The sequence below is a fragment of the Xenorhabdus anantnagensis genome, assembly GCF_028598555.1.
In the GTDB taxonomy this organism is placed as follows: domain Bacteria; phylum Pseudomonadota; class Gammaproteobacteria; order Enterobacterales; family Enterobacteriaceae; genus Xenorhabdus; species Xenorhabdus anantnagensis.
Window position 1 is genome coordinate 1 of record NZ_JAQRFN010000047.1, and the last position, 13,423, is coordinate 13,423.

Consider the following 13,423-nt stretch of genomic DNA (forward strand, 5'->3'; position numbering starts at 1 on the left):
CTAACTTACTGTTTAACAGCAAGTTTTTATATGGTGCCAGAGCGGGACTGGTAAGCATATATAACATGTTGAATATATTTAATTTATTTTTACTTATTGATTTTATGCCCCTATTAATGCCCCCATAATTCTTTGCTTCTAATTTCTCGTATCTTACTGATTTTAATTATCATGCTAAGGTAAAAGAACTATGAGGTTCAAAGATGGATAAATTAAGCTGTCATTTCCCTCTCAGGGTTACATGTCAAAATTTATCATTTTTACGAAGTCGACCACAAAACAGTTGTAACTCATTGATCATGCTGTAGGTATAACGACTTTCGCCCTAATAATAATTACCTGTTCGGCAATTTCTTTCATCACAGTAACATCCAATATATGGGTTTGCCTTGGACGGAAAATTCAACTCTGAGATTAATCAATTTTAGTTAAAAAATTTAAGCATATTGTATTGATGAAGCAGTGTATATCTTTCTATTACTCATATTCATAAATGTGATGTGTGCTATTGAATCATTACTCAAACTTAGCTTATATGTTCTTATATAAGAACATTCTCTTATCTATACTGAATGAGTTCGCTCTTATTAACTGTAGGTTATAAAACAAGCAATTGATATTGAGTTAGCTTGTATTTTTTATATATTAAATTAAATTTAAGTTTTTGAGAATTTTTGAGAACTATTTTGTGAAACTAACTAAATTGCAAATTAAAAATTTCCGTTCACTAAAAGATCTTCATGTTGACCTTGAAGAATACATGTCAATCGTAGTTGGCAAAAATAACTCAGGAAAAACATCACTACTTCTAGTACTTGAACGGTTTCTTAATAGCACAAATCCACATTTTGAGCTCGATGATTTTAATATTGAATTTCAAGATTATCTTATTGAAATTATTGAAGATAAATCATTTCCCACTAAGCCTTTGGAAATCTCACTTCGGTTATTTATCGAGTATGATGATAATGACGATCTTGCCAATGTCGGAAATAAGATAATTATGGATCTTGATCCCGAAAATAACTGGATCGTCCTGGATTTTCTATACCATCTTTCCTCAGATAATCTTGAAATTCTCAAACGAGATTATATAGCTCACTGCAATAAACGCGATAAAAAAGGAACGAAAGCCCAACCCATACTTGATTTTCTCCGAGAAAATCATAGCCACTACTTTAAGCTTGCACGCAGAAGTATCCAGTACGATCATTTAACACGAGAAGTTCAAGAAGATTCTTACATCGATCTAATCAAAGAGGGAATTCGATTCGACGACATTATTTCCTTCAAACGTATCAATGCTCGACGGTCTGTATCAAACAAAGACTCAGACCGAAGCTTATCGGCAATGTCAGCAAAAATTTATTCAGCAACTTTAACCAATTCTGGTGAAGCAGATGTTCTTGACAGTTTCAAAGAAGCACTAAAAATCACTGATGGTCAGCTGGATAACATTTATTCCAATCTTTTCGAAGACATTATTGATGATGTCAGAATATTTGGCGGTATCAGGGAGGATGATACTCAAATTCAAATCAAATCAACCTTGCAGCATCGCGAATTACTGGAGGGAAACACCACAGTAATGTACAGGCAAGGGGAAGGGGCTTATTCCTTACCCGAAAATTTTAATGGCTTAGGTTACCTGAATCTAATTAGTATTATCTTCGATATCAAAATTATTCTAAATGAATTTAAACGAAGCAAATCTCCAAAGCCCGCAGATATAAATTTGCTATTTATAGAAGAACCTGAGGCTCACACTCACCCACAAATGCAAGCAACATTTATAAAAAACATCAAAAGCTTGATAGGTAGAACTATAACTAATACTAATAATATCAAGAGGCCATTGCAGACAATAATATCTACCCACTCGGCTCATATAGTTACTGAATCTGATTTCGAAGATATCAAGTATTTCAAGAGAGGTAATGGAGGAACGCACTCCAAAAATCTTAAGGATCTCAAGGTAAGTTATAAGGATGCAGGACACCATGAGCATTATAAGTTCCTGAAACAATATCTGACAATTCACCGTTCACAGCTTTTTTTTGCAGATAAGGCAATCCTAGTAGAAGGTGAAACAGAACGAATATTATTGCCAGCTATGATGCGAAAAAAGGATCAATTCGATGAAGCAGAAGCTTGGAAAACAGGCACTAAGTCTCCAGTACCTTTACTTTCGCAAAATGTATCAGTAGTTGAAGTTGGTGCGCACTCGCAAATTTTCGAAATTTTCTTAGATTTTATTGGAATAAAAACTCTTATTATCACGGATATTGATTCAGCTAAAGCTCAACTTAAAAAGAATAAAGGAGGGGAACCTATCAAAAAACTGTGTGCTCATGAGGTAAAGGGCGCTACACACACTACAAACCAATCTATTCAGTTCTTTTTCGGCGTAAATTCCGAACTCAATTATTTTATTAATCTGACGCGCAAGGAAAAGACTGTTCATAAGAACAAAACTAACAATAAATGGGAAAGCAGCCCCAATGGGCAGGTAATGTGTGTCTATCAGATTCTAGAAGCTAATAAAAAGGACGCTAACTATCATGCTCGCAGCTTTGAGGATGCCTTCTTTCATGTTAATCAGCAATTTATAAGTGACACCTGCAATATAAACGGTGAGATTGACGAGAGAAAATTTCCAAGCTTAAAGCCAAAACATCTAAAAAATTATCTCATTGGTGGTTCTCCTTTTGATATGGCTAAACATGGGATTACCAAAAAACCATCATTGGCTATTGAGATTCTTCTTAATAGCCAATCTATTGAAGATACCAAGGAAAGTTTGACCGGAAAACTGAGAACGTTCAACTTAGAATTTAGTAATTGGCAAACGCCACTATACATTGATGAGGGACTTACATGGCTCAAAGCGGATTGAGATTAGAACCTGAGGTAATCGATATCCTCAGATATGTTAGCGAAAGAAAAAATTTTCTCCTAAGCGGAGGTGCTGGAAGTGGTAAAACTTATTCTTTAGTTCAGGTCATAGGCGAACTTCTGAGGATTGACCCGTGCTCACTTATTGCATGTATTACATACACTAATGCAGCTGTCAAAGAGATAGAATCTCGTATTTCCAGTAAGCGGCTATCAGTCAGTACAATTCACGATTTTTTATGGGATGCGATTAAACCCTATCAGAACGAAATGCGCACTGTCTTAATCAAATTGATGGATGGTGAAGCTCCTAAGATTAAATCAGGTAATACAATTGTATCTAAAGATATGTTTGAGGGAAAATCTATAGAATACAAAGAATTCAGGATATTAGAACAAGGTATTATTTCTCATGATGAGATCATAATTCTTGCACAAGGTATTTTTGAAAAATATCCGAAAATTAGGAATATTTTAAGAGATAAGTTCCGCTATATTCTAGTTGATGAATACCAAGATACATCTCCTGAAGTTATAAGTATTCTTCTCGACTCCCTTCCATTAAGCTCTCGCAAAGGGATATGCGGTTTTTTTGGTGATAGCATGCAATCTATTTATGATGAGGGAGTTGGTTCAATTCAAGATTACATTGACATAGGTGTAGTAAAAGAGGTTCTAAAAGAGCAGAACCGCCGTAATCCGAGATTAATTTATGAACTAGCAAATCAACTTCGTTGTGATGGCTTAATACAGCGCGCTTCTAACGATCAAAGCGCACCTAATATGGACAAGGGCATAATTAAAGAGGGTAATATATGTTTCTATTATTCTTCTGGAGAAATAGATAAACTGGATTATGTACGTAAACACCTAAATTGGAACTTTAATGATGAACCAGAAACTAAAGAACTTAATCTGACCCACAACCTCATTGCTCCTCAAGCAGGATTTGGGGATCTAATGGAAATATATGATAAAGATGGAATATTGGCTTTTCGAGATCGAATTGTCAAATTCATCATAGAGCATGATGATCTCAATAAATATAGCGAATTAACATTTGGTGAAGTTATTAATGAGATCCAGAAAGATAAAATAGGCAAAGAACTGACTGCTGTCACCCCAACTTCTAAAATGAAAGTTTTTATTAATGATCACCCTGATTTATTCGAGATGGCAAAAAAAATTAATTTTCATCTGCTTCGAAAAATGTATGTCGATAAAGATCAACTCATTGATGATAAAAAACAAAGTGAAGATGAAGTTCAACGAAAAGGAACTCAGCGATGCGATTTTATCAAGCACGTATTCAAAATACAAACAGTCATTCATCTTTATGAACAGAGGCGATACAACGATTTTTTACGAAAAACAGAATTTCGCCTCAATAATGCTAATGATAAAGTACGTTTAAAAAAGCATATTGAAAATATCCGCTCAATGAAAGATCGCCCAATCATTGAGGTTATTAATTTTGCTCATGAGCATAAGCTTTGTATTAAAGATGATATATTTCATTTTTTTTCTCAAAAAAAAGAATATCTTTTTAATAGACTAATTGGTATTAAATACGCATCTTATCAAAAACTTTACGAATATTTAGAAGGACGTACTGCGTTTTCAACTCAACATAAAATTAAGGGGCGAGAATTTGATAGAGTATTGATTGTCTTAGATTCAGGAGGATGGAATAAATATAATTTCAATTATCTTTTTGAGCAAACTGGTACTGAAACAGTTCGACTAAGAACACAAAAATTATTTTACGTCTGCTGTACACGAGCAAAAGAAAGTCTAGCAGTTTATTTTCGTGACCCATCGGATGCGACACTTATACAAGCCAAAGATTGGTTTGGTTATAAAAATATCATTAAAATATAAAAAATATGGCTAATATATATTTAAATATATTAGCCTAACAATCTAATCTATTAATCAATGTTATTCAAATTTATAATCATGAATATAAAATAGATAACTACGAATTTTATTTCGTCCCATATCATGGTTTATTTCATTGGTATCAAACTATTCAGTAGAGATTTTCCGAACCTTGCGCTCAATTAACCTACCATAACTATCAAAATACCGGCTAGGCCAAATTTCAGAAGGATGGATTCCGAGATAGCTAGCAATTATCCATTCACCTTTAGGCCACGGCCTACTAAATGTATTTGCTAATGTCGATGAACTGAGTCCTGCCTCACGAGAAACTGCGGCTAAGGTTGTGCCACGTTTACGCAATGCAGCGATGATATCGGCCTGATGCCAATCATTTCTAATGTTGTTATTCATTCCTGCTACCCCTTCCATTAATTAATCATTGATGGTGGTGATTCAAGGTAGGGTTAGCAGACCGGGTCAAGATTCCGGCGAGACGTGAGTCTCCCCCACCTGAACCACCATTGAAAGGGTGAGCGCAGGCGCACTGGTAGAAACATCCTACCAGTGTTCTTGACTCAAGGCTGCTAAACCTTGACCATTAGATTTTGCTAATGGCAGGAATACTTTAACTGATTGTTTTACCTAACACAATAACCGAACGACTAAGTTTAACGACTATAAACCCGTTCAACATAACGCCCACGGCCATCACCATGACCCATATCCATTGAAACCAGCGCTCTTGCTTCCTGATGGCTAAAACCATTTTGTTGGTAAAAATTAAGCGCATCCTGCGCCCACGCATAGCGCAAACTGTGGGGAGAATGACAACCGGTTAAACCAATCTTTGTAGTATGTGTCCGCCAGTAGTTCATAGCCTGTTTGAGATCCGGTTTATCAATCAATCTGCCGTCACGTTGCTTTGCAATAGCCAATGCCTGTTCGACAGCCTCTTTTACCGCTGTAACATCCAACACGCGGGTTTGCCGTGGTCGGCCGCCTTTAGTACCGAAAACAACCTGCAGTTTCGGCTCGGCTTGCTCCAACTGTTTGCGCCAGCTTTTCAGAGAAGCACTGCATTGCACCGCTTCCTGAGAACGTAATCCCAGTAAGCGGGCAAGTTTCAAGGTGACGGCAAATCCAACATCACGTTCAAGCGCTTTCTGATAAACAACCTGAAACGTAATATCAGGGATCGCCTGCTTAGTTCCGGCGCGGCTGGTGCCGCTTAATCCCAATACCTGATTGCTCAAACGCGGCGAGGTTTCCAGTTTTTCCCGGCCTGCCATGCGGAAGATATTACGCAACGCGGACATTTCATTTTGTACTGTTCGTTTGGCAATTCCCTGAGATAAACGAGTATCAACGTACTGCTCTACATGTTTGGCTTTCAAATTCTTAAGTCTTTTCACCTGAATATTCAGGCTCAATAACAAAGCACCCAAACGCCCAGCAATCCGAATGCGATCATGACAGGTTTTATGACTACCACCACCTTGTCGGGCAAAAAACTTTAATTCTTTAATCAATCGACTCATCTCATTTTCCCTATCGATACCCAACGATATGCGATCTCTGGCGCGCGTCAGTGCGGCAAAACAGAAAACACCGGTTTTGCCCTTGACGAATATCTGTGCGCCAGAGTGAACGCAGGTTGAGGTATTGCGGGGTATCGGTTGAGTACGCGGTACTGCCGCCTGCGTGTGCAGGTCATCCCCTCCGGCAAAAAAGCCAGCCTCGATATCGTCAAGTTCTCCTTTTTCAATCTAAAAATGCAGTGTCAGATTCACTGCGTGGTTAAGCAGGCGTGAGCCTGTCAGGGTTCGATTGTTCTTTGGCTGCGGCGTCACTTTCAGCAGTAAACCGGCAAAAAGTGACGCCTTAAGTTCCACGAACGGTCAGCAAAAGTGGTATGAGCGTTGAAATGCCAGCAAGCACAGCAAAACGCCGCAAGGTTCAGTGTCAAACGGTAGCAATGAGTTAATCGTTTAGGTGTAGAAAGTAGTCTGCTGAATATTTCAAACAGGGATAGTCAGAAGCATGAACGGGATGCATGAAAGACATCCGGTTGTTTATTGAAGATAAATAAAAATGTGATCTGGTACTGATATGAAAAGTCAGTGCATGAACCAACATCCAACACACTTCGGTAACAATATAAAAACACCTATTGGGTGTATTTTTCAGTTTAAGAAACCTTCATCACCAGACAAGGGGTTTATGTCTGACAATATCTGCTTCCAAAGGTGGGCAGATGTACCGCAATCTTGCTCTCCCTTTCAGGCTACGGGAGGTTTTTTGCCATTACAGCTATGTGACCATCTATGATGGTCAGGAAGTTCGTTCAGGCTAACTGATTTATTAAATATTCTCAACCAATATTTACGCTACCACCACCGATAACCACACCACCACAATCAACTGTATCACCCGTTCTGGCAGCTGGTTTTCCCTCAATAAAAACAGAATTTGAGCCACTTGCTATCGCCCGAGAGTGGGATGAATGTGATTGTAGAGCATCTCCTTGCCGGGCGAGATAAGCACCATCCACTTTGACGCTGTTAGCACCAGTAATGACTGGCGTTGCCGAACAATCACCATGTTCTGTACCGATATCACCGATTTTGACTGCATTTCCCATACTATTTTTCTCCATGATTGTAAGGAAATGGAAATATATTTATTACAGTAATTATCTAGAGAGGTAACACTTGGTTAAATATTACTAATAAATTTATTAGCTCTATACCAGCCGGGAGTTCCATCATCAACAAGGTTCGATAAAATTGATTTATCAAAGTTATCAATATCAAAATTATCTTCTCTGATCACTTTATTAAGAATTCCCTCTATAGACCCTGTATCAGTAATTTTTTCGAAAAGCAGGTAATCATAGAAAAAAGCTAAAAATGATAATGAGTTATTAATGCTGATACTTTTTCTTAGTTCTGCTAATTTAGATAGCAAAATAGAATCAAGTTTTTGTAAATACTTCTCTTTTTGCTTTATTTCTATCAGTTCATACTGTTCTTCGTTAATTCTGAAAATTTTATATCTTCCCTTGGCATTATCAGGATATTTTTCTCTAATTTTCAGGAAATTATCTTCTTTATGTTCATCTTGATAATCTGTTGCAACTTTTTGGATCGGTCCTAAAAAGCAATGTATTTCCCAGTCACTGAGGACACTAAGAAAATCCCAGATATTACGCGGGTCGTAAAAACGGAAAAATACAGGTTTATCCTGCTGAGGAAGTAATACTTGCAGGTATTTACGTAAATGTTGTCGAACGGTTTTCATGTTTGCTTCACTGTGAACGAAGATCCCCCACGGTGTTCTACGACACTCCAGCCAAATTTTAACTTTTTCATCAACTTGAACCAGATAAGGCGCAATTTTAACTAATTCTGGCTGGAGTGGTTCACCATAGAGGCAGGCGGAGGGCGAATCATAATGTTCGAGCATCAAAAATAGGTCAGGCTCTGCTGAGCCGTCGATAATAGCATAAAGGGTTTCCTGACTCATTCCTGATTCTCCTTATCTTTCATTGGACAGTGGGCAACGAACATTGAGCCTTCACTTGCTGCTGCAAGTAAAATGGCAGGGTTAGCGGGTGCCAGTAAATCACCGGGACTACCGCCGGAGTTCAGATTAATAGACGGGCCTTTGATATCAATACCGCCTGCATGAAGCACAACAAAACTCCCGCCAACACGTAGGGTAAGTTTACTGCCACTTTGTAGTGTCAGATCCCCTTGCGCATCAATACTGACAATACCCTGAATCTTTTCTACCAGATCGCCTTTAATTTGCAACGAGCGGTCACCGTCAATCTGCTCAAGGTAGTTTCCTGTGGTTTTATGATCTTGTTGACCTTCTACTGTGATTTTACGATTGTTGGCGATAACCAATTCATCGTCATGCCCGATGCTGGTTGTACGGTCATAGTTAATGCGTTCGTCGCGTGAATTGAGCACCTTAATGGCGAGATTTTTTTGCGCATGAATAAATACCTCTTCACGATCTTTCTCATCCTCAAAACGCAGTTCGTTAAACCCCTGACCTTTATGCGTTTTCGAGCGGATTGACATCTGAGTTTTTGCCATTGGCAGGCTGTTTGGCGGAATATTATTGGCATGATATGCCCGCCCGACAATAATCGGCTGGTCGGGATCTCCGTGAATAAAATCCACTAACACTTCATGACCAATGCGAGGAATGGCAATCACTCCCATTAGTTGACCCGCCCATGCCTGACTGACACGCACCCAACAGGAGCTCTGATCGTTAAATTGACCATACCTATCCCAATCAAATTGAACGCGAACGCGTCCATGCTCATCACAAAAAATTTCTTCGCCTTCTGGTCCGGCAACGGTAGCAATATGCGGGCCTTCCATTTTCGGTTTTGGATAAGGTGAGGGGCGATAAGAATTTTTACGGCTGGTGAAAGTAAACTGATTGGAAAGCCAGGTGCCGCTGCCGCCAGACTGAGTTTCGTCGGCTTGTGGTTGTTGTCCCGAATGAGTCATCTGAATTAATTGCCATTGATCATTAAAAGTTTCATTAGGATGGTCTGTCAGATCAACTAATTGCCCCGGCCACATGGCAAAACAATCACCATTACCGTTACCAAGTTGAGTATCTCTGCGTAAATATTCCAGACGATACTGGCTTGCCCGTTGCCCTAATTCATCATCTTTATAGCGGCTGGGGAAATCGTAATAGTTGTAGCTTTTCAGTATTCGTTGGTTGGCAATATTACGCCCTTCATACCAGAATTCTCGGTTCCAACGTGGATTTTTGAAAGTCCGGTCTTTGGCAGTGACATTGGTAACGCCAACCTGTTCTGACCAATTTAACTGCTGGATACAGGTTGTCGTGCCCGTCAAATCAGTTTCTGGACGATAGGGCACACTGATAACCTGATTGAGAGACAGACAGGAATCGTGAAACATGATGTGCTGTTCATGCTGTTCCTGATCGAAAGTGAAGTAATAAAAAATGCCTTCATCAGCCAGCAAACGCTGAATAAAAGCCAAATCACTTTCATCATACTGAACGCAAAATTCCCGTGGTGGATGTTTGTAACCGAGCGCAAAGGAAATGTTTCGGACGCCATTTTCTTTGAGCAGAATTTCGACGATATCAACAACGGATTGATTCTGAAATATACGGCTATTCACCCGTAATGAGGCACGCCATAAAGGGGGATGAATGGTGATACGGTAGTGGCTGGTGTGACGTCCGGTAGAAAGTTGCGAAAATTGTGTCACCATGCCAGTGAGTTGTCGTTCAACTTTTCCATTGCGATGCACGGCAAAAGCGGCATTTTTGTCGAGAACATCGGCAAAGTCAATCTCTGGGCTTTTACAGGTTAAAGCTGCTTCCAACCGAAAAGGGGTTGATAACGCTTCATGCAGGGTAAAATCGACAACGGCAAAGGTTTGTTCAGGTAATTGTTCTGTAATGAGTGTAAATACCAAACCTGAGCGATCAACTAGTTGGGTCATTTTATCCATTATTTCACTCATATATTATCTCCATAATCTTTTATATATCAATCCGTTAGTTAACGCTGAATGATGAAAATAACTTTTGAAAATCCCAGACAATAATTTTTTTATTATTCTAATAATTTTTATTATTGCGAATTTAAAAAATCACACGGTTATAATTTCAAGTGCATTTTATTTTTAATTTGGAATTATTTTATTTGCTATATATTTTAAGCTATTTCAGTATCTGAATCTTTGTTATCTGACTTGGTAAAAATTTCTTGCATTAGCGTTTTCTTAGGGATCTCATTGTAATTTTCTTTGTTTAATTCACTATTTGGAAATGGAGATGATATTGATTGTATATCAAGAATGTTATTGTCAACTTTGACAGAACCATCAAAGTTACCCGATTTTTTAAGATCGCGGGTATAGAGTGAATCATTATTGTTTATTTTTGATTTTAACCCAGCACTGCGTAATGCTTTCCAAGTAAAATCAATGCAGCTATTGCTTGTACCAATATAATAAAGATTAAAGTCAGGATTATTTCTCTTAACACCTAATTCACCATAGTTTTTTAATTTATTATAGTGCTCTTCTGTGATTTCTATTGTGCGACTATATCTTGGATTCTCATAATGTACAGTGTCATGTTTAGTTATTGCCCCAGGTCCTACAACACCTGATTTTATGGGAGCAAACCCATAAGAATCACTAATATTACCATCTGAAATTTCATACCACACATGTCCAGCTGCTGATGTAACTCTTTCACCTTTCTCAACGTGAGGAGTTCCATCATCATTATTAAGAGGTGTGCCTGGATGTGCTGCGTAAATAGTAACAGTAAATCTTTTGTCTAAAGATCTAATTAAGTTTTCTACAAACTCAGGTCTCGCTTGTGGTGGTGGACATACAGCACATGGTTTTCCCGCAGCATAATTTACATCTTGGTTTAGATAAGCGGCCTCATTGATAACTATCTTTTTATTTTCTTTTGAGAGACTATTATCATTAGCAATATCAACTAATAATTTTTCTGTGGAATTTCCTGGTGTCATATCATAAATATCCTTTTATTTTATTGCGTACTGGCGAATATGAATAGAGTAACTTAAATCGTCCATTTTTAATTCTGGCCAATTAGCCAACACTTCGATTTTTAATCGATATTGACCATACTCGTAAGAATGTCCAAAATCTTTCATGTTAAATAATACACCACTTGGATCTCCATAAATTGAACCGAATTTAGTAATTTTTTTTGCATATACTAAACTTTCGGTCATATCATCATTGATTTTATATATTTCCATATCTAAAATAGGAGCATTTTTAATCTCAGGTATAGGGCCTTTTCCTTCAAAAATATTACTAATATAAAATCCTAAATTGGCACCATCCTTCTCATGAATTTTCAACATTATTTGAGGTGATGGAGTATTGGCAGGAAAAAGGTAGAGAAGCTTAGGCTTGGGTTGAGGAACATTCCAAAATACCAATTCTACTTTTTCCCCTTTTTTATATAGTTTAATAGGAGTTTCTATTGCATGGTAATCGCCAACTGTCGTTGGTTTAGGATTTAAAAAAAAGTAAGGATCTTCTGTAGGCGGGCGCATCCATTGGATTAACAGTACAATGCCTGCTCCTAAAAGGGCAGACAGAGCTAATAAAATAGCGCTTTTCACCATAATTTTTTGTTCCATCAGGAGTAAAGAAAATTTGGGGTTCCGTTTCACAGCTAAGTTAGGGTGTATATAAAACAAGATATAACAAAATTATTTATCTATTCAAGTCTGGATATCAACACATTAAGAGAATTGTGATCAAGCTCTACATTTAAATAAAATGAGTTAATTAATGAATTTTAATTTTGTGTGATACAAAAGATTAACGCTAGGCTGACGCGCTGTGCTTGTCTTCTCCGAGTTACCGGGCTAATACATTAACCCGGTAACTCGGAGAGATGAAAAATACCTGCCAGAGAAAATTTTTTTGCTTACCCCCACTGTATTAAAGAAATAGGTATAAAACTGTTCACCTATTCATTTTTAAATATTTATATTTAAATTCATAATGTTAAGTGGTGATAACCTGAAATCAAACTCATCATGACTCTTCAACTAACCCATCACCCTAAATCAGAAAAAGGGTGAATAGGGTTGAATACTCATGAACAGTTTAAAAACAACTATTAACCCTACAATGCTCTGAAATATCTGATTTAAATTATAGAGTGAATAGTGGTGAATACTTTTTTATATTTCTTCGAAAATATCTGTATAAGAAAAATTATTCTTCTGGTTGGTCATTCCTTGTCAGTTTTGGCAGCCATTCATTGGCTGTGTCGATATTCAGACTCATATTGCTGCGAATGCCGTGTTTGCTTTTCTTACGCAGGTAATGCAATCCGTACTCCGCTAGTGCGCCCGGCATATCCATGCCAAAACGCGTTACGGAAACAGGTTTATTCAGGTTATTGCCTTTCATATAAGCAAGGTAGGCGTGATAAAGGTATTTGCGCGGATTGAACGGCATAATTTCTGCATTGCCAATTAGCAGGCCGTCAGCTTCATCGGACGCAATCAGATGACCACAGAAATCGACCAGTGGATCGGTGCCGCGTTTGATATCCAGCGCTTCTTCTGATTTTTGTTGCTCTGTCAGTAAATGCCTTGCGGTTTGTGGGTCAGCGAACCGATGCAGCAAATGTCGGATAATCACAGGCAATTCTGCCGAAATTTTATCCCGCAGGAGTGGATCGCGTTCATTTTCCGGTAGGACTTCGGAAAAGTTGAAGATTACCCGACGCCGCGACACACCACCACTGCGATCACTGAAACTCATGGCGTTATTGTTCACTGCCAGCACGACAGCAGGAATACGAGTTGAATAGGGTTGTTTGTGCTTCGGGTCAATGGCAACTTCATCGCCACCTGTAATGGCCTTGATACCGGAGCCATCACCGACATAGCGAGTCTGGTCTGGCAGGATAATCAACGAATAGCCAACAATCAACGCCCGTTCCCGTGGGTTTTCCAGTGCGGCCATACTCGCAGAAACGGTATTGCCTTTGCCTGCCAGCATAGCGCAAATTTCAGCAAAGATGCTTTTGCCACTGCCTCCGGCACCAGTGACTTCCA

General features: G+C 38.4%; 10 protein-coding genes. 2 read left to right on the plus strand and 8 right to left on the minus strand.

Translation table 11 applies throughout. The features are described 5' to 3' along the window. The first annotated feature begins 688 nt into the window (after positions 1 to 688). Both PSI14_RS19020 and PSI14_RS19025 read left to right on the plus strand, forming a co-directional pair. Positions 689 to 2,896, plus strand: coding sequence for an ATP-dependent nuclease (locus PSI14_RS19020; protein WP_273577554.1), 2,208 nt, complete (start codon positions 689 to 691; stop codon positions 2,894 to 2,896). After that, entirely contained in the window at positions 2,878 to 4,776 is a 1,899-nt protein-coding gene (locus tag PSI14_RS19025; protein ID WP_273577555.1) for a UvrD-helicase domain-containing protein, read from the plus strand. Before PSI14_RS19020 ends, PSI14_RS19025 begins: the two co-directional genes overlap by 19 nt. A 147-nt stretch (positions 4,777 to 4,923) precedes the next feature. On the opposite strand, the gene PSI14_RS19030 is transcribed toward PSI14_RS19025, so the two are convergent. The 8 genes from PSI14_RS19030 to PSI14_RS19065 all read right to left on the minus strand — a co-directional run. After that, positions 4,924 to 5,190, minus strand: a complete 267-nt coding sequence (locus PSI14_RS19030) for a helix-turn-helix domain-containing protein (protein ID WP_273577556.1) — start codon at positions 5,188 to 5,190, stop codon at positions 4,924 to 4,926. A gap of 257 nt (positions 5,191 to 5,447) precedes the next feature. After that, positions 5,448 to 6,317, minus strand: coding sequence for an integrase domain-containing protein (locus tag PSI14_RS19035; protein ID WP_273577557.1), 870 nt, complete (start codon positions 6,315 to 6,317; stop codon positions 5,448 to 5,450). Between the two features lie 833 nt (positions 6,318 to 7,150). Then, the gene (locus PSI14_RS19040; protein WP_273577558.1) at positions 7,151 to 7,420 is read right to left on the minus strand and encodes a PAAR domain-containing protein; all 270 of its coding nucleotides are present in this window, start codon (positions 7,418 to 7,420) and stop codon (positions 7,151 to 7,153) included. Positions 7,421 to 7,494: 74 nt separating this feature from the next. Beyond that, positions 7,495 to 8,304 (minus strand): DUF4123 domain-containing protein, encoded by an 810-nt coding sequence (locus PSI14_RS19045; RefSeq protein WP_273577559.1) that lies wholly within the window; start codon positions 8,302 to 8,304, stop codon positions 7,495 to 7,497. Next, positions 8,301 to 10,313 carry a type VI secretion system Vgr family protein gene (locus tag PSI14_RS19050; RefSeq protein WP_273577560.1) on the minus strand — a complete coding sequence of 671 codons (2,013 nt, stop codon included), beginning with the start codon at positions 10,311 to 10,313 and terminating at the stop codon, positions 8,301 to 8,303. The genes PSI14_RS19045 and PSI14_RS19050 overlap by 4 nt, the downstream gene beginning before the upstream one ends. 194 nt (positions 10,314 to 10,507) lie before the next feature. Next, positions 10,508 to 11,341 carry a hypothetical protein gene (locus PSI14_RS19055; RefSeq protein ID WP_273577561.1) on the minus strand — a complete coding sequence of 278 codons (834 nt, stop codon included), beginning with the start codon at positions 11,339 to 11,341 and terminating at the stop codon, positions 10,508 to 10,510. A gap of 15 nt (positions 11,342 to 11,356) precedes the next feature. Beyond that, complete coding sequence (locus PSI14_RS19060; protein WP_273577562.1) at positions 11,357 to 11,971, minus strand: hypothetical protein; 615 nt, start codon at positions 11,969 to 11,971, stop codon at positions 11,357 to 11,359. Positions 11,972 to 12,572: 601 nt separating this feature from the next. After that, the coding region (locus tag PSI14_RS19065) for a DNA primase family protein (protein WP_273577563.1) at positions 12,573 to 13,423 on the minus strand (851 nt) is incomplete at its 5' end.

Coding starts and splice junctions, on each gene's coding strand:
- PSI14_RS19040 (WP_273577558.1), bottom strand. CDS start 7,420: ATGGGAAATGCAGTCAAAATCGGTGATATCGGTACAGAACATGGTGAT.
- PSI14_RS19035 (WP_273577557.1), bottom strand. CDS start 6,317: ATGAGTCGATTGATTAAAGAATTAAAGTTTTTTGCCCGACAAGGTGGT.
- PSI14_RS19050 (WP_273577560.1), bottom strand. CDS start 10,313: ATGAGTGAAATAATGGATAAAATGACCCAACTAGTTGATCGCTCAGGT.
- PSI14_RS19025 (WP_273577555.1), top strand. CDS start 2,878: ATGGCTCAAAGCGGATTGAGATTAGAACCTGAGGTAATCGATATCCTC.
- PSI14_RS19045 (WP_273577559.1), bottom strand. CDS start 8,304: ATGAGTCAGGAAACCCTTTATGCTATTATCGACGGCTCAGCAGAGCCT.
- PSI14_RS19030 (WP_273577556.1), bottom strand. CDS start 5,190: ATGAATAACAACATTAGAAATGATTGGCATCAGGCCGATATCATCGCT.
- PSI14_RS19055 (WP_273577561.1), bottom strand. CDS start 11,341: ATGACACCAGGAAATTCCACAGAAAAATTATTAGTTGATATTGCTAAT.
- PSI14_RS19060 (WP_273577562.1), bottom strand. CDS start 11,971: ATGGTGAAAAGCGCTATTTTATTAGCTCTGTCTGCCCTTTTAGGAGCA.